The sequence below is a fragment of the Kocuria sp. NPDC057446 genome, assembly GCF_042802875.1.
GTDB lineage: Bacteria > Actinomycetota > Actinomycetes > Actinomycetales > Micrococcaceae > Kocuria.
This window is the reverse complement of the sequence record NZ_JBHVDI010000003.1, coordinates 1-16,362: the sequence shown is the minus strand read 5'-3', so window position 1 is coordinate 16,362 and position 16,362 is coordinate 1. Positions and strand designations below refer to the sequence as shown.

General features: G+C 74.5%; 16 protein-coding genes and 2 tRNA genes. 8 read left to right on the top strand and 10 right to left on the bottom strand.

The window, feature by feature from the left end; all coding sequences use genetic code 11:
• Positions 1–16 precede the first annotated feature (16 nt).
• Positions 17–104, bottom strand: a tRNA-Ser gene (locus ACFU0Y_RS00810).
• 94 nt (positions 105–198) lie between these two features.
• Here ACFU0Y_RS00810 and ACFU0Y_RS00805 point away from each other — a divergent pair.
• From ACFU0Y_RS00805 to ACFU0Y_RS00790, 4 genes are all read left to right on the top strand, one after another.
• Positions 199–1,635 carry a cryptochrome/photolyase family protein gene (locus ACFU0Y_RS00805; protein WP_380212537.1) on the top strand — a complete coding sequence of 479 codons (1,437 nt, stop codon included), beginning with the start codon at positions 199–201 and terminating at the stop codon, positions 1,633–1,635.
• Between the two features lie 119 nt (positions 1,636–1,754).
• Positions 1,755–2,738, top strand: a complete 984-nt coding sequence (locus ACFU0Y_RS00800; RefSeq protein WP_380212536.1) for an NAD(P)H-quinone oxidoreductase — start codon at positions 1,755–1,757, stop codon at positions 2,736–2,738.
• Positions 2,739–2,809: 71 nt separating this feature from the next.
• Entirely contained in the window at positions 2,810–3,274 is a 465-nt protein-coding gene (locus ACFU0Y_RS00795; RefSeq protein WP_380212535.1) for a hypothetical protein, read from the top strand.
• A 60-nt stretch (positions 3,275–3,334) separates the two neighbouring features.
• Positions 3,335–3,655 carry a hypothetical protein gene (locus ACFU0Y_RS00790; protein WP_380212534.1) on the top strand — a complete coding sequence of 107 codons (321 nt, stop codon included), beginning with the start codon at positions 3,335–3,337 and terminating at the stop codon, positions 3,653–3,655.
• Between the two features lie 21 nt (positions 3,656–3,676).
• Here ACFU0Y_RS00790 and ACFU0Y_RS00785 read toward each other — a convergent pair whose 3' ends face one another.
• The 5 genes from ACFU0Y_RS00785 to ACFU0Y_RS00765 all read right to left on the bottom strand — a co-directional run bounded on the left by ACFU0Y_RS00785 (position 3,677) and on the right by ACFU0Y_RS00765 (position 8,321).
• Positions 3,677–4,306 carry a glycosyltransferase gene (locus ACFU0Y_RS00785; protein ID WP_380212533.1) on the bottom strand — a complete coding sequence of 210 codons (630 nt, stop codon included), beginning with the start codon at positions 4,304–4,306 and terminating at the stop codon, positions 3,677–3,679.
• 225 nt (positions 4,307–4,531) lie between these two features.
• Positions 4,532–4,963, bottom strand: coding sequence for an ATP-binding protein (locus ACFU0Y_RS00780; protein WP_380212532.1), 432 nt, complete (start codon positions 4,961–4,963; stop codon positions 4,532–4,534).
• Complete coding sequence (locus tag ACFU0Y_RS00775) at positions 4,956–5,288, bottom strand: STAS domain-containing protein (RefSeq protein WP_380212531.1); 333 nt, start codon at positions 5,286–5,288, stop codon at positions 4,956–4,958. Before ACFU0Y_RS00775 ends, ACFU0Y_RS00780 begins: the two co-directional genes overlap by 8 nt.
• On the bottom strand, positions 5,272–7,227 hold the full coding sequence (locus tag ACFU0Y_RS00770) for a glycosyltransferase family 2 protein (protein ID WP_380212530.1): 1,956 nt from the start codon (positions 7,225–7,227) through the stop codon (positions 5,272–5,274). The genes ACFU0Y_RS00775 and ACFU0Y_RS00770 overlap by 17 nt, the downstream gene beginning before the upstream one ends.
• Complete coding sequence (locus ACFU0Y_RS00765) at positions 7,224–8,321, bottom strand: PP2C family protein-serine/threonine phosphatase (protein WP_380212529.1); 1,098 nt, start codon at positions 8,319–8,321, stop codon at positions 7,224–7,226. The genes ACFU0Y_RS00770 and ACFU0Y_RS00765 overlap by 4 nt, the downstream gene beginning before the upstream one ends.
• A 79-nt stretch (positions 8,322–8,400) precedes the next feature.
• Between ACFU0Y_RS00765 and ACFU0Y_RS00760 the strand changes: the two genes are divergently transcribed.
• Positions 8,401–10,158: a sensor histidine kinase gene (locus tag ACFU0Y_RS00760; protein WP_380212528.1), complete on the top strand. Its 1,758-nt coding sequence runs from the start codon at positions 8,401–8,403 to the stop codon at positions 10,156–10,158.
• A 45-nt stretch (positions 10,159–10,203) separates the two neighbouring features.
• On the opposite strand, the gene ACFU0Y_RS00755 is transcribed toward ACFU0Y_RS00760, so the two are convergent.
• From ACFU0Y_RS00755 to tmk, 4 genes are all read right to left on the bottom strand, one after another.
• Positions 10,204–10,276 (bottom strand) — tRNA-Thr (locus ACFU0Y_RS00755).
• Positions 10,277–10,373: 97 nt separating this feature from the next.
• Positions 10,374–11,963 (bottom strand): alpha/beta hydrolase, encoded by a 1,590-nt coding sequence (locus tag ACFU0Y_RS00750; RefSeq protein ID WP_380212527.1) that lies wholly within the window; start codon positions 11,961–11,963, stop codon positions 10,374–10,376.
• A gap of 40 nt (positions 11,964–12,003) precedes the next feature.
• Complete coding sequence (locus tag ACFU0Y_RS00745; protein ID WP_380212526.1) at positions 12,004–13,143, bottom strand: DNA polymerase III subunit delta'; 1,140 nt, start codon at positions 13,141–13,143, stop codon at positions 12,004–12,006.
• Positions 13,140–13,874: a dTMP kinase gene (gene tmk, locus ACFU0Y_RS00740; RefSeq protein WP_380212525.1), complete on the bottom strand. Its 735-nt coding sequence runs from the start codon at positions 13,872–13,874 to the stop codon at positions 13,140–13,142. The genes ACFU0Y_RS00745 and tmk overlap by 4 nt, the downstream gene beginning before the upstream one ends.
• A gap of 81 nt (positions 13,875–13,955) precedes the next feature.
• Here tmk and ACFU0Y_RS00735 point away from each other — a divergent pair, with 81 nt between their 5' ends.
• The 3 genes from ACFU0Y_RS00735 (at position 13,956) to ACFU0Y_RS00725 (ending at position 16,308) form a co-directional block, all read left to right on the top strand.
• Complete coding sequence (locus tag ACFU0Y_RS00735) at positions 13,956–15,125, top strand: trans-sulfuration enzyme family protein (RefSeq protein WP_380212524.1); 1,170 nt, start codon at positions 13,956–13,958, stop codon at positions 15,123–15,125.
• 10 nt (positions 15,126–15,135) lie between these two features.
• A complete protein-coding gene (locus ACFU0Y_RS00730) occupies positions 15,136–15,450 on the top strand; it encodes a DUF2516 family protein (RefSeq protein WP_380212523.1) in 315 nt (104 codons plus the stop codon).
• A gap of 99 nt (positions 15,451–15,549) precedes the next feature.
• Positions 15,550–16,308: a phosphoglyceromutase gene (locus ACFU0Y_RS00725; protein ID WP_380212522.1), complete on the top strand. Its 759-nt coding sequence runs from the start codon at positions 15,550–15,552 to the stop codon at positions 16,306–16,308.
• The last annotated feature ends 54 nt before the right edge of the window (positions 16,309–16,362 follow it).

Below are 16,362 nucleotides of genomic sequence, written 5' to 3'. Positions count from 1 at the left end.
GGGGCCTCGTGCGGGGCGGAAGGTAAGGGATTTGAACCCTTGGTACGGGGTCACCGCACACCGGTTTTCAAGACCGGCTCCTTAGGCCGCTCGGACAACCTTCCCCGCGCCCGCCCGGTCCCCGGCGGGGCCGCGGAGCGCGCAGCCCATTCTTCCACGGCGCCGGGAGCGCCGCCAAAGCCCGGGTAGGGTGAGCGCGTGGACGCACCCGAGAGCCCCGACCCCGGGACGACGACGATCGTGTGGTTCCGGGACGACCTGCGCGTCACGGACCACCCGGCCCTCGCCGCGGCGTGCCGGCGCGGCGCGGTGCTCGCCCTCTACGTCCTGGACCAGCAGTCCGAGGGGGTCCGGCCCCTCGGCGCGGCCACGTCCTGGTGGCTGCACGGGTCCCTGCGCTCCCTGCGGGAGTCCCTCCGGGAGCTGGGCATCCCCCTGGTGCTGCGGCGCGGGCCCGCGGCGGACGTGCTCCCCGACGTCATCCGGCGCACGGGCGCGGGCGGCATCACGTGGAACCGCCGCTACGGCGGGCCCGAGCTCGCCGTGGACGCCGGGGTCAAGCAGTGGTGCGGCGGGCACGGGGTGGAGGCGCACTCGTTCCAGGCCGCGCTGCTGCACGAGCCGTGGGCCCTGCGCACCGGGGCCGGCGGCCCGTACAAGGTGTTCACCCCCTTCTGGAAGGCGCTCCGGGCGCTGGAGATCCGGCAGCCGCTGCCCGTGCCCGGGGCAGGCCGGGGCGCCGCCGCGGAGGTGGCGGCGGCCGCCGGCCCCGAGGACCAGGACGACTGGGGCCTGCGGCCGTCCCCCGAGCACGCGGCCGGGCTGGACGCGGTGTGGACCCCCGGGGAGGCGGCCGCGTGGGAGCGGCTGGACGACTTCCTGGACCGCGTCGAGGACTACGCCGAGGGCCACGACCGGCCCGACCGGGACGGCACCAGCCGGCTCTCCCCGCACCTGCGGTGGGGCGAGATCAGTCCCTTCGCGGTGTGGGACGCCTCCGTCCGGCACCGGTCCGAGCGGGGGAGCAGCCCCGGGCTGGAGAAGTTCCTGGCCGAGCTGGGCTGGCGGGAGTTCAACTGGCACCTGCTCCACCAGGTCCCGGACCTGCACGTGCGCCACGTCCGCCCGGCCTTCGACGCCTTCCCGTGGCGTGACCCGGCGGAGGCCGCCGGCGACGTGCGGGCCTGGCAGGAGGGGCGCACCGGCTTCCCGCTCGTGGACGCGGGGATGCGGCAGCTGCGGGCCACGGGGTGGATGCACAACCGGGTCCGGATGGTCGCCGGGTCCCTGCTCACCAAGAACCTGCTGGTCGACTGGCGGGCGGGGGAGCAGTGGTTCTGGGAGACGCTCGTGGACGCCGAGCCCGCGAGCGGTCCCGGGAACTGGCAGTGGGTGGCCGGCTCCGGCGCGGACGCGAGCCCGTTCTTCCGGATCTTCAACCCGCTGACCCAGGGCCGGAGGTTCGACCCCGAGGCCCGCTACATCCGCCGCTGGGTCCCGGAGCTGGCAGGCGGCGAGGGCGTGGACCCCCACGAGCCGGGTCTGCTCGGCCCGTCGGTGGGCTACCCCGAGCCGGTCGTGGACCTGCCGGTCAGCCGCGGCCGGGCCCTCGACGCGTACGCCTCGATCCGCTGAGCACCGCGCCGCCGCACCCCCGTGCGCGGCGTGTTCGCCGCGGGCCGAGGCCGGGTGACCAGCACCCCGCCCCACGACACAATGGGAGCGCACGTCGTCCCCGACCGGAAGGCCCCACCATGCGCGCAGTGCTCGAGACCACCCCCGGCGGACCGGAGGTCCTCGCCGTCACCGAGGTCCCCGCCCCGGAGCTGACCCCCGACGGCGTGCGGATCCGGGTCCGCGCCGCCGGCATCAACCGGGCGGACGTCATGCAGCGGCAGGGCAAGTACCCGGTCCCGCCCGGCGCGTCGAAGGTCTTCGGGCTCGAGGTCTCGGGCACGGTGCAGGAGCTCGGTCCCGCCGCGCCGGCCGGCAGCGGGCTCGCCCCCGGGGACGAGGTCGTCGCCCTCCTGGACTCGGGCGGATACGCCGAGGAGGTCGTGGTCCCCGCCGGCCAGGTCCTGCCCGCGCCCGCCGGGGTGGACCTCGTGGCCGCCGCCGGGCTCCCGGAGGTGTGTGCCACGGTCTTCTCCAACGTCTTCATGGCCGCGGCCGCCCGCGAGGGCGAGACGGTCCTGGTGCACGGCGGCACGGGCGGGATCGGCACCAACGCCCTGCAGATGTGCCGGGCGCTCGGCCTGCGCGTGCTCACCACGGTCGGCGGCCCGGAGAAGGCCGACGCCGCGCGCCGGCTCGGCGCCGAGGCGATCGACTACCGGGCGGAGGACTTCGTCGCGCGCGTCCGGGAGCTCACCGACGGGCACGGCGCCGACATCGTGCTCGACGTGGTGGGCGGGTCCTACCTGGGGCGCAACCTGGACGCGCTGGCCACCAGCGGCCGCATCGCCGTCATCGCCACGCAGGGCGGCCGGACCGGGGAGCTGGACCTCGGCACGCTCATGGCCAAGCGGGCCGCCGTGCTCGGCACCACCCTGCGCCCCCGGCCCGTGGCCGAGAAGACCCGCATCATGGCCGCCGTGCGGGAGCACGTGTGGCCGCACGTGGAGTCCGGTGCCGTCCGCCCGATCGTCGACCGCACCTTTCCCCTGGACGAGGTCGGTCAGGCCCACGAGTACTTCGACTCCGGCGCCCACATCGGCAAGGTGCTGCTCGTCCCCTGAGCGCACCGGCCGGCGCGATCCCGCGCCCGGCGCGCCGTAGGATGGACTGTCTCCACTCGAAAGGACCGCCCGTGGCATTCCTGCGCGACTACCGCGCCGCTCGCCGTGACGAGGCCGAGCTCGGCCTGGGCGTGTGGCGCCGCGCCCACGACCGGTTCCGCCGGGGCCTGGACCGTTTCCACCAGATCCTCGAGAGCCTCCCGGACAAGACGCTCGCGCAGTCCGTGGTGCCCACCGCCAACGCCCTCGCCGACCTGCTGCCGGAGGTGCGCGCGGTGTGCGCCGCGGCGCAGCGCACGGCGCCGAGCACCAGCCACGACATCCCGGCCTCCCCGGGCGGCTACCTCAACGACGTCCACCGCGAACTGTCCCGGGCCGGCAACGCGATGGCCCAGGCCGCGGAGGCCCTGACCATGGCCCGCTTCGTGCGCGCCGAGGAGGAGTCCTCGGCGCACCGGCTGGACGCGGTCGTCCGCCGGGCCGAGGCGGTGCGCGAGCACGTGCAGCGCGCCGGGGACTTGCTGGAACGCGGCTGAGCACGGTCCCGTCCCGGACAGGGGTGGACCCGACAGCCTGCTGATGGTTGGATGGGCGGCATGAACGCCTCCGGATTCGACTACCACGCGGCCGACCGCGAGTTCGACGCCCGCCGGTCCCGCTCTCCCCTGGGCCGTCCGGGCCCCGGGGGCCCCGGCCGGTTCGGGCCGGGCTACGACCTGCCGGGCCGGCGGGGCGGCGCGTCCGGGCGCCGCTCCGGCTTCCGGATGCTCCCCTTTCCGGGGTACTCGACCCGGACCCGCCGCGGCACGAACGTCACGGTCGGCGGATGCTGCCTTCCCCTGCCGATCGGGTGCCTGACCACCACGGTCCTCGCCGGCGCGGCGGCGGTCCTCGCCGGACGCGCCGCCCGCCGCTGAGCGTCGCCGCGGGCGGAGGATCTAGGCGGCCGCCGGCTCGGCCCGGACGATGCCGACGGGAACGGGTGTGCTCGGGACGGGCACGATGTGCCCGACGGGAGCGGGTGCGCCCTGCTCCACGGGGGCCGCTGCGGCCTTCTCGGTCTCCACCGGGGGACCGAGGCGCCAGCCGACGGCCTCGAGGTCCAGGGCGAGACGCAGCTGCCCGCTCACGGGGCCCTCGTCGCAGTAGCGGCCGAACGACCGGCGGACGTCCTCGAGGGCCTGCCGGCGGACCAGCGCGGCCGCGCCGCCCACCGCGGTGGGCCCGGCGGGGACGGCGCCCACGTTGCGGTCCCGGAAGGCGTCCAGGGCGCGGTCCAGGAAGCCCGGCGGCAGCCTGACGCCCGGGTCGAGGAGCAGGACCAGGTCGTCCGGCGCCATCGGGACGGTCGCCAGGGCCTGGTTCAGCGCCCCGGCGCGGTGCTGGCGGTTGTCCACGGTGAGCAGGACCTCGGCGCCGGCGTCCAGGGCGACCTCGACGGTGTCGTCGGTGGAGTCGTCCGACATCACCAGGATGCGCTCCGGTGGGCGGGTCTGCCCGTGGAGGGCGGCGACCGCGTGCTCGACGCGGTGCGCCTCGTCGTGGGCGGGGATGATCGCGGTGATCACGACGACGTCCCCCCGCGTGCTTGGCGTCCGGCCCGCCGCCGGCGTTCTCCCGCGGACGGTCCCGCCGCTCCCTGAACGAGTGCTTTCGGTGACAACGTGAGCCCCCTGACTTGTTGTCCTGCACCGAAGTCTAGGTGTCACGGCAGACAGTTCGCATCCGCAAATCAGGGGACGCCGCCCCTCGTGGGAGCGGCACATCGGTGGTCCGTGGGACGCCGCCCGGCGCTACGCCTCCTCCGGGCCGCACACCCGGCAGAGCTTCCAGACGTTCGTGTCCCCGTGCCGCTCGAACACCACCCGGCTGACCAGCGCCTGGATCAGGGCCAGGCCGCGCCCGGACTCGTGGTGCTCCTCCGCCATGGCCCCGGTGAGGTCCACCTGCGCCGGCGCGGCGCCGATCTCGTAGATCCTCGCCTCCAGCCGGTGCGGGTCCGCGACGAGGTCCACCGAGAGCTCGATCGGGGCCTCCGCCGCGGGCACGGCGTGGACCACCACGTTGCCGGCCGCCTCCACGACCGCCAGCGTGAAGGCCATCCGGTCGGCCTCCGGGACGAACGCCGCCTCGTCCCACAGCGCGTCCAGGTCCTCGTGCAGCGCGTCCACCGTCGAGGCCGTGGCCGGCCCCCGGCGCGAGCGCCGGGCCGTGGACTCAGTCATCGGGGAAGGCCGCATCGGCGGTGTCGTAGGGGTTCAGGACGCGGTGCATGCTGGTGAGCTCGAGGACCATGCGCACCTGGGGACGGACGTTCGCGATCCGCAGGTCGCCGCCGGCCTGTCGGGCCAGCTTCAGGCACCCGATGAGGGCGCCCAGACCGGAGGAGTCCATGAACTCGGTCCCGCCGAGGTCGACCACCACGTGGTTGGTGCCCTCGTCGACGACCTTCGCCACGACCTCCCGGAGCTTGGGCGCTCCCACCATGTTGAGCCGTCCGGTGCCCGTGATGTGGGCGAACCTCGGCTTCTGCTCAATCGTGAACTGCATCGGCACTCCTCTCCTCGGGCTCGTAGCCCGTGTATCTCGCGGCGGTGACGAGCACGCTCAGCACCACCAGGTCGAAGGCGACCCAGGCCACGTTGACCAGGGTTCCCACCGGTTCGTTCAGTCCCACCGCGAGCCGCACCGTCCCCACCACGAGGGCCGCGGCCAGCAGTCCCATCACCACCAGCTGCGGGCGGATGAGGTGCCAGGCGGGCCCGGAGTCCTGCCGCACCTTGGGCGTCACCGCGAACCCCAGGGGGCGCCCGAACCACACGTTGCGCGCGGCCGTGGTGCACGCCCGGATCCAGATCGGGAACAGGGCCAGGCTGTACTGCTGGCCGCGCCAGGTGGGGATGCCGCGGCCCACCACGAGGAACAGCAGCTGGTTCACCACCATGAAGGGGATGAAGCGGACGAAGAAGTCCCAGCTGAGGCTCGTGACCGGGAGGATGCCCAGCACCAGGTACACGATGGGCGCGGCGAAGTAGACCACGGCCGCGAAGCCGGACAGGTAGCTCCACATCGTGGCGAAGTACATGAGCCGCTGGCCCCAGCCGAGCCGGCGCTGCAGCAGCGGGTTCTCCCGGAGCAGCACCTGCACCGTGCCCTGCGCCCAGCGCAGGCGCTGGGTGAGCATGGTCTTCAGGTCCTCGGGGGCCAGGCCGTGGGCGAGGATCTCGTGGTGGTAGACGCTGCGCCAGCCCAGCCCGTGCAGGCGCATCGCGGTGGCCATGTCCTCGGTGACCGAGATCGTCGCCAGCGGCATCACCGGCTGGGCCTCGCCGGGCCGGTCCACGGAGACCGCCTCGAGCACCTCCCGGACGGGCTCCACGGCCGCCAGCGGGGACAGGTCCCGGCGGGACATCCGGTCCACGGCGGAGGCCAGCTCGTCCGGCCACACCATCCCGTCCTCGGGGGGCAGGTCCAGGGCGGCGATCGAGGCGAGGTCCGCCTCGATCTGGGAGAAGTCCTGCGTGACGGTGCGGCGTGCCGCGGCGTCCACCTCCCGCTGCAGCCGGTAGGTCAGCTCGGTCAGCGGGGCGCCGGCCTTCAGCTCGGCGCGGGCCCGCTCCGTGGCGGCCTCCACGTCGTCGAGCATGCCGGCGACCACGGGGTTCGCGGCCTCCGGGGACCGGCGCGCCTTCCGCAGGGCGGCCCGCGTGCGGGCGAGGGACTCCTTGACGTCCTGCTCCACCTCCTGGACGTAGCCGGAGAGGCCGAGCTGCATGAGCGCCTCGCGGCGCAGGATCGCGTTGGAGCCGCAGAAGAAGGCGGCGTTCCAGCCGTCCTTGCCCTGCTGGATCGGGCCGTAGAACAGGGGCGCCTGGCTGCCGAGCGGATCGTGCGCGGGCACGTTGACGAACCACTGCGGCGTCTGCACGAGCGCCACCTTGCGGTCGTTGAACCACCCCAGGGCCCGGTCCAGGATCTCGGGGTCCGGCACCTGGTCGGCGTCGAGGATCAGCAGGAACTCGCCCTGGGTGAGCATGAGGGCGTTGTTCAGGTTGCCCGCCTTGGCGTGGCGCGGGCGGCCGGTCCAGTCCTCGCTGCGCGTCAGGTAGCCCAAGCCGTGCTCGGCGGCCAGCGCCTCCAGCTCGGGCCGGGCCCCGTCGTCGAGGATCCACGTGCTGTGCGGGTGCCGGATCGCCTGCGCGGCGAGAGCGGTGCCCATCACGAGGTCGAGGGGCTCGTCGTAGGTGGTGACGAAGACGTCCACCGTGGCACCCGCGGGCGGGGCACCGGCCTCCCCGCGGCGCCGGAGCCGCCACACGGTGAGCCCGAAGAGCGAGACGTCGATCAAGCTGTACGTCTCGGCGAGCACCAGGGGCACGGCGATCCACCACGCCGTCCAGTTCAGCGACTCGAGCCAGCGCCAGGTGATGTAGTTGACGCCCAGGAGGAGGGTCAGGACGACCAGCAGCCGGACCAGGAAGCGGTTCACAGGGCAGTCCTGCGGCGGACGACCACGGCGGTGACGTCGTCCGTGCAGACCTCCTCGCCGGCGAGGTCGAGAACCGCGGTGCAGACGGACTGGGCGTCCTCGTGCCGGGAGAGCACGTCCGCGACCGCCCGCACGGCGTCGTCGACGTCTTCGTAGGCGTCGAGGAGGCCGTCGCTGACGACGACGAGCGCGTCCCCGGGCGCGAGCACGATCCGGCCGGGCACCCACTCCGTGCCGGGCACAGCCCCCACCGGGGGGCCGCCCGGGCGCAGCCGCTCGACACCGTCCGCGCGCACGTGCAGCCCCAGGCCGTGGCCGGCGTCGACGTACTCCACGGCACCCTGCGCGGTGTCCAGGCGGGCGTGGAAGAGGGTGACGAAGGAGTCGGAGTGGGCGAGGTCGTTCTCGAGGTGCCGGCACGTGTCCCGGAAGGCCTGCGCCATGTCGGGCTGTCCGGCCGCGGAGCGCAGCACCGCGCGCACGGTGGCGGCGATGAGTGCCGCGCCCATGCCCTTGCCCATGGCGTCGGCCAGCGAGACCTGCAGCCCGTCGCCGGTCGCGTACCAGTCGAAGAAGTCCCCGCCCACGCTGCGGGAGGGCCGGCACGCGCCGGCCACGTCGTAGCCGGGCACGGACGGGGCGGCGGCGGGCAGCAGGCTGCGCTGCACCTCGGCCGCGCGCCGCAGCTCCTCGGCGTCGGCCTGCTCCGCCCGGGCGCGCGGCCGGCGGAACATCGCCTCGATCCGGGCCTGCAGCTCCCGGGGGCTGAACGGCTTGCTGATGTAGTCGTCCGCGCCGAGCTCGAGGCCCTCCAGCCGGTCGATCTCGCCCGGGCGGGCCGTGACCATGAGCAGGTATGCGTCGGAGAACTGCCGGACCCGCCGGCAGACCTCCAGCCCGTCGAGGTCGGGCAGGCTGAGGTCCAGGGTGATGAGGTCGGCGCCGTCGCGGCGCACCGCCTCGATGCCCTCGAGTCCGGTCGCGGCGGTCGTCACGGTGAAGCCGCGCATGCCGATGGTCTGGGCGAGAAGGTGGCGGATGTCGTCGTGGTCCTCGATGACGACGGCACGGCGACCCTGGGGGGAGGGGGTCATGGACTCATTAAGCCGCTATTCTTTGCAATTGTCATCCCGACCCCCCGAGGGTGACGCCCCCAGTCGGAAGAGTTTCGCCGTGGACCGCTTGCTCACCGTCCTCTCCCTCGACCGGATCAGCTTCCACGAGCTGTCGATGCGCCGGCGCGTGCTCCTCAGCCAGCTGCCGCTGTTCGTCACGACCGTGGTGCTCGTCGCCGGCATCTGGGGGGTCCACGAGCCGCTCCGGGGCGACCCGCGGGTGCAGCTGGCGCTGGCGCTCACGCTGGCGCTGACGGCCCTGTGCGTGCTGGCGCCGTGGGACCGGCTGCCCGACGGGGCGTTCCTGGCGGTCCCGGTCCTGGACTTCGTGCCCATCACCCTGCTGCGGGAGGGCACGCTGAGCACCGTGACCGGGGTGGGGATCATGGCCGCGTTCCCCGTCATCTGGCTCACCGCCTCGGGACGGCTGCCCCGGGCGTCCGCACCGCTGGGCTTCCTGCTGACCCTCGCCATGGTCTGGGTCCCGCTGCTGGTCCCGCCCCGGCCCCTGAGCGCGCAGCTGCTGACGGCCCCGCTGCTGATCCCGGTCATGCTGCTGGGCATCGGGATCACCGTCCAGGTGCTGTCGAACAGCATGGAGCGCCAGAACGCCGAGCTCGAGGCGAAGGACACCGAGCTGCGCCGGCTGCTGGGCGTGACCGCGCGGCGGGAACGGCTGCTGAACACGGTCCTGGACACGGTGGACGTGGGCGTGCTGGCGATCGACGAGCACGGCCACGACATCCTGATGAACCGCCGCCAGCACCGGATCCACGAGCTCTCGCTGCCCGAGGGCCTGCGGGACGGCGCCGAGGCGGACCTGCGGATCTACGCGGACGGTGACGGGACGCCGCTGCCCGTGGACCGGCGTCCCGCCCTGCGCGCCATCCGGGGCGAGTCCTTCTCCGACGCCCTGATCTGGGCGGGGGAGCCGCCCGTCCAGCGGGTCCTCTCCGTGTCCGCCCGCGTGCTCCGGGACGAGGACGGCAGGACCGAGGGCTCCGTCCTGTCGTTCAACGACGTGACCGAGCTGGTCGCGGCGCTGCAGGCCAAGGACGACTTCCTGGCCGGTGTCTCCCACGAGCTGCGCACGCCCCTGACGTCCATCCGCGGCTACACGGAGCTCCTGGCCATGGACGAACAGCTCCCCGGGCACGTCCGCTCCGGCCTGGAGGTGGTCGAGCGCAACGCCGACCAGCTGCTCGTCCTGGTCGAGGACCTCCTCGGCACGGCGGGCCCCGGCCTGGAGCTGCAGCCGGTGGCGGCCGACCTCGTCCAGGTGGTCCAGCAGTCCGTCGCGGCGGCCGGGCTCCGGGCCGCCGGGGCGGGGGTGGAGCTGCGGGTCGAGGCCCCGTCCCGCCTCGTCCTGTCCTGCGACCCCGTGCGCCTGGGGCAGGTGCTCGACAACCTGCTCTCGAACGCCGTCAAGTACTCCCCGGACGGTGGGCCGGTGACCGTCCGGGTGGTCCCGGCCGGGAGCGCCGTGCAGGTGCAGGTGGCCGATCGCGGCATGGGGATGCGCCCGGAGGACGCCGAGCACGTGTTCGGCCGGTTCTTCCGCAGCAGCAACGCCCGGATGAGCGCGATCCCGGGGCTGGGGCTCGGACTGGCGGTCGTCCGCGAGATCGTCGAGCGCCACGGCGGCACCGTCCGCTGCGAGAGCGCGGTGGGGGAGGGAACGGTCTTCACCATCGTCCTGCCCCGGGGCGAGGCCGGCGACGGGAGCCACGACGAGAGCGTGGGTGACGGCGAGGCGCCGGTGGGGGCGGCGGTGCCGGCCATCGGCGCGGGTGAGGGCCGCGGACCGCTCCGGTGACGACGAAGGCCCCGGACCCAGCGGGTCCGGGGCCTTCTCCGGCGGAGCCTCCTGTCGGAATCGAACCGACGACCTTTTCATTACGAGTGAAACGCTCTACCGACTGAGCTAAGGAGGCCTGCACGCGGCCGTCCGGGACGGCCTCAGTGCAGGTGAAACTGTAGCAGAGAGCGCCCGGGCGTCCCCAATCGATACGGACCCGGCGCCGTGCGGGCTCAGGAGCAGGTCGTGCCCTCCGCGGGCAGCTCGCCCTCGAGCAGGTAGGTGTCCACGGCGTCCTGTACGCAGCGGTTGCCGGCCGTGTAGGCGGTGTGGCCGTAGCCGTCGTAGGTCAGCAGCCGGGCGTCGTCGAGCTGCGCCACGAGGGCCTCGGACCAGTGGTACGGCGTCGCGGGGTCGTGGGTGGTGCCCACCACGAGGACGGGGGCCGCGCCCGCGGCGTCGAGCGGCTCCTCGAGGCCGGCCGGCTCGACGGGCCAGCCCTGGCACGCGGCGTCGCCGTAGCCGAGGTACGGGCCGAAGGTCGGGGCGACCCGTTCGAGCTCCTCCTGGTGCCGGGCCATCTGCTCGGCCGTGACCGTCACGTCGGGCCGGTCGAGGCAGTTGACGGCGGTGAACGCCATGGTGGTGTTGCTCGTGTACCGGCCCTCGGCGTCGCGCCCGTGGGTGGCGTCCGACTGCGCGAGCAGCGCGGAGAAGTCGCCCTCGAAGGCGGCGCCCAGGGACGTGTTGAGCGCCTCGTAGCCGGTGGTCGCGTAGAGGGGGCCGAGGATGCCCTCGACGGCGTTCGTGGTCGTGACCCGCCGGCCGTCCGAGGCGGTCACGGTCTCCCGACCGACCGAGGCGACGAGCTCCTGGATCCGGCTCATCGCCTCGTCCACGGAGACGCCGGCCACCACGCAGCCCCGGATCCCGTCCTGGCACTGCCGCACCCAGTGGCGCAGATTGTCCTCGAAGCCCGCGGCCTGGTCGGCGGTGGCCTCCATGTCGCTCAGGGTCGGGTCCACACCGCCGTCGAGCACGAACCGCCCGACCCGCTCGGGGAACAGATCGGCGTACACCGCGCCCAGGTGGGTGCCGTAGGAGAAGCCCAGATAGGTCGTCCGCTCGTCGCCGAGCACGGCCCGGAGCACGTCCATGTCCCGGGCGGCGCTCACGGTGTCCATCCGTGCCACGAGCTCCCCGGAGTTCTGCACGCACGCGGCCCCGAGCTCCTCGTACTCCTCCCGGATCTGCTCGGCCGGCCGCTCCTGGGGGTCGAACATCGGCTCGGCGCGCCAGGCGTCCAGCTCGGCGTCGTCGAGGCACTCGATCCCCGCGGAGCGGCTCACCCCCCGGGGGTCGAAGCCCACGACGTCGTAGGCCGCCCGCACGTCGCGCGTGACCGTGTGCCGCGCGTGCAGCATCGCGTCCACCCCGGAGGCGCCCGGCCCGCCGGGGTTGAGGAGCAGGCTGCCCCGGGCGTCCCCGCGGGCGGGCAGGCGCGACATCACCACGGTGGTCGAGTCCCCGGCGGGCTCGGCGTAGTCCAGGGGCACGTCGACGTCGGCGCACTGGAGGTCGTCCCGCGCGCCGTCGGTCTCGACCTCGAACGTGCAGTCCTCCCAGACCACGGTCTGCGTGTAGTAGCGCTCGAGGTCCTCGGGGACGCCGTCCACGACGGAGCCGGTGGCGCCCCCGGAGGTCGGCTCGCCCGTGGCGCCGGCCCCCAGGGAGGAGCAGCCGCTCAGGAGCAGGCCGGCCGCGACCGCCGCGGCCGTGACGGGCAGGAGGGCGCGGCGTGCGGGGGCGGCACGGCGGGTCATGGGGCTCCTCGAGGGGGTGAGAGGCAGGGCGGTGAGGGGATCAGAGCAGGGAGACGGCCATGGCCTCGAAGGCCAGCTGCGCGCTGACGTTGGTGCGGATCCGGTCCCGGGTCCGGCTGATGACGTCGATGCGGTGCAGCGTCCGCTCGGGGGTCGAGTTCGACGCGTGGTCCTGGAGCTGCTGGGCCAGGTGCTCGTTGACCAGGGCGGAGCCCGTGCGCAGCTGGAGGGTCAGGACGTCGCGGTAGAAGGTGGTGAGGTCGATGAGGAAGCGGTCGAGGGTGTCCGTCTGGATCCGCCGGGAGCGGCGCTTCTGATCGGCCTCGAGCCGGTTGAGGGCGCCGCGGATGGCCGGGGGGACCCGGCCGGACTCCGGGGCGCCCAGGGCCACGAGCAGCTGCTTGCGCTCCGCCTCGTTGCGGGACTCGGCGTCCGCCTGGGACTCCTCCACGGCGATCTTGTGCAGCCGGTCCGCGGCGCGCACCGCATCCGGCACCCCGGCGAGCTTCAGCGGCATCGAGACGACCTCCTGCCGCCGGGTGCGGGCGTCGTCGTAGAGGGCCAGCCGCTTGGCGATCCCCACGTGGGACTGCGCCAGCCGGGCGCTCTCCTCCGCGCGCGGGCGGGACACGCCGTGCCGGCGGATCAGCAGCTCGGCCACGTCCTCCACGGCGGGCACCTTCAGCGTGGCCGGACGGCAGCGGGAGCGGATGGTCACGAGCACGTCCATGGGGCTCGGCGCGCACAGCAGCCAGAGGGTGTTCGGCGGGGGCTCCTCGATGGCCTTGAGCATCACGTTCGAGGTGCGCTCCGCCATGCGGTCGGCGTCCTCGACCACCATGACGCGCCAGCGGCCCACCGAGGGCCGGTCCTGGGCGCGGACCACCAGCTCGCGGGCCTCCTCGATGGTGATCTGCGGGTTCTCCGTGACGAAGTGGGTGAGGTCCGCGTGCGAGCTGGCGAGGACCGTGCGGCACGCGTGGCACTGCCCGCAGCCGCGCTCGGCGGGGTCCTCCTGCTCGCAGAGCAGGGCCGCGGCGAACGCCAGGGCCGCGTTGGAGCGACCGGAGCCGGGCGGGCCGGTGAACAGCCAGGCGTGGGTGGGCCGGTCCTCCTGCGCGGCGCGCCGCAGCTGGGCCACCACGGCGTCCTGGCCGAGCAGCTGGTCCCACACGCTCACGCGCCCACCTCCGCGGCCGGGGCGCACCGGAGGAGCCCGGCGAGCCGGGTGCGCACGGCGGCCGCGAGCTCCTCGGCCGGCCGGGTGGCGTCGAGCACGAGGTAGCGCTCCGGGGCCCGGTCGGCGAGCTCGAGGAAGGCCGCGCGGTTCGCGTCGTGGAAGGCGTCGGGCTCGGTCTCCAGGCGGTCGCCCGCTGCGCCGTCACGGGCCTCCCGGCGGGCCCGGCCCGTCCCGGCCGGGACGTCCAGCAGCACGGTGACGTCCGGGACGAGCCCGGCCGTGGCCCACGCGTTGAGCTCCGCGACGCGGTCCAGGCCGAGCCCGCGCCCGGCGCCCTGGTAGGCGGCGGACGAGTCGGCGAAGCGGTCGCACACCACGGTCCGCCCGGCGGCGAGCGCGGGACGGATGAGCTGGGCGACGTGGGCGGCGCGGGCCGCGGCGAAGAGCAGGGCCTCGGCGCGGGCGTCGACGGGCCCGTGCGCCGGGTCCAGCACCAGCTCGCGCACCCGCTCGCCCAGCGGGGTCCCGCCGGGCTCCCGGGTCCGCACGGTGTCGTGGCCCGCGGCGCGCAGGGCGTCCACGAGCCGGCCCACCTGGGTGGACTTCCCGGCGCCGTCCCCGCCCTCGAACACCACGAAGAGCCCGCGCGCGGACACCGCGCGGGAGGACGCGGCGGGGGCGGGCTCCGGGGCGGGAACGGGCGGCGGGGCGGGGGCCGGGCGGGTGGTCACGGACCCAGCCTAGCCACCCGCCCGGACAGCGCCGCCCGTGCGCGCGCGGCTGGGGACGCCGCGGGCCGCTAGCCTGGGGCCATGACTGCGCGCTCCGAGATCCCGTCCGCCCACGGCTCCGCCGACCTCCGCCCGGACACCGTGCTGGTCGCGGGCGGGCGGCCCGCACCGGAGCACGACGCGCCGGTCGGCCCCTCCATCGTCCTGACCTCCACCTACCGGGGCTCCGGCGGGCTCGACGGCGAGGACCGCACCTACGGGCGCTCCAGCAACCCCACGTGGGAGGACCTCGAGGACGTGCTGGCGCGGCTCGAGCGGGCAGAGCTGCCCGCGCTGGCCTACGCCTCGGGGCTGGCCGCCGTCGCGTCGGTGCTCTCCCTCGTCCCGGCGGGCGGGCGCCTCGTGCTGCCCCGGCACAGCTACCAGGGCTCCCTGGCCCTGGCCGCGGACCTCGAGTCCCGCGGGATGCTCACGGTGCGGACCGTGGACGTCACGGACACCGCGGACGTCGTGGCCGCCCTCGACGCCGCGGACCTGCTCTGGCTCGAGAGCCCCACCAATCCCATGCTGGAGGTCGCCGACCTCCCCGGGCTGCTCGCGGCGGCCCGCGAGCGCGGCGTGCTCACGTGCGTGGACAACACCTTCGCCACCCCGCTCCTGCAGCGCCCGCTGGTGCACGGGGCGGACATCGTGGTGCACTCCGTGACCAAGTACCTGGCGGGGCACTCCGATGTCGTCCTCGGGGCCGCCGTCACCTCCGATCCGGCGCTGCGGGCCCGGCTGAAGGGGCACCGCACCCTGCACGGCGCGGTCCCGGGCCCGTTCGAGGCGTGGCTCGCGCTGCGGGGGATGCGCACCCTGGCGGTGCGCGTGGAGCGGTCCGCGGCCACCGCCGGAGAGCTGGCCCGCCGTCTCCAGCGGCACCCGGCCGTGTGCGAGGTCCGCTACCCCGGGCTGCCCGGGGACCCCGGGCACGAGCGTGCCGCCGCACAGATGGACGGCTTCGGCTCGATCGTGGCGATCGTGCCCGCGGGGGGCGTGACCGCCGTGGAGGCGGCCGTGGACGCGCTGCGCGTGTGGACCCCGGCGACCTCGCTCGGCGGGGTGGAGTCGCTGATCGAGCGGCGGCGCCGGCACCACGAGGAGCCGCACAGCGTTCCGGAGACGCTGCTGCGCCTGTCGGTGGGGATCGAGAACGTCGAGGACCTGTGGGAGGACCTCGACCGCGCCCTGTCCGCGATCGACCGGTAGGCTGGGCGGCGTGGACATTCCCTGGGTCTTCTATCTCGTGCGTTTCATCGACATCGCGCTCGCGCTGGTCGTCGCCGGCCTGGCCGTGTGGGCCTTCGTGGACTGCCTGACCAAGGCGCCGGTGCAGTTCCAGCGCGCCTTCAAGCGCACCAAGGGCTTCTGGCTCGCGCTCACGGGGGGCTCCCTCGCGTTCACGGTCTTCACCCTGCTGCTGCTGCGGCCCAGCCTGTTCGTGCTGCTCATCGCCGGCACGGCCGTGGGCGTCTACCTCGCCGACGTCCGCCCGGCCGTCGGCCTGGAGTCCAAGGGCCCCAACAACTGGTGACCGACCGTCCGTCCCCGAGCGCGGCCCCCGGTCCCGCGACACGGGACGCCCGGGACGCCCGCTTGTCCCGCGCCGCCGCCCGGGTGGAAGAATGGCCCCATGGCTACCGAATCAGCACCGCACAAGCTCGTCCTGCTCCGGCACGGGCAGTCCGACTGGAACGAGAAGAACCTGTTCACCGGGTGGGTGGACGTGGACCTGACCGAGAAGGGGCGGGAGGAAGCCGTCCGCGGCGGTGAGCTGCTCGTCGAGAAGGGGATCGCCCCGGACGTCCTGCACACCTCGCTCCTGCGCCGGGCGATCACCACCGCCCACCTCGCCCTGGACCGGGCGGACCGGCACTGGATCCCGGTGAAGCGGTCGTGGCGGCTCAACGAGCGCCACTACGGTGCGCTGCAGGGCAAGGACAAGACCCAGGTCCGCGACGAGTACGGCGACGAGCAGTTCATGACCTGGCGCCGCTCCTACGACGTCCCGCCGCCCGAGCTCGACGACTCCGACCGATACTCCCAGGCCGGCGACCCACGGTACGCCGACGTCGGGAACGCGCCCCGCACCGAGTGCCTCAAGGACGTCCTCGACCGCTTCATGCCCTACTGGGAGCAGGAGATCGTCCCCGACCTGCGGGCCGGGCACACCGTCATCGTCGCCGCGCACGGCAACTCCCTGCGCGCCCTGGTGAAGCACCTCGACGGCATCTCGGACGAGGACATCGCGGCGCTGAACATCCCCACGGGCATCCCGCTCTACTACGAGCTCGACGAGGAGCTCCGCCCGGTCGTGGCCGGCGGCGAGTACCTCGACCCCGAGGCCGCCGCGAGCTCGATCCAGGCGGTCGCCGACCAGGGCAAGAAGTAGTCCCGGCGAACTCCCGCGGCACGGGCGAGGGCCGGGTCCACCGCTGCGGTGGAC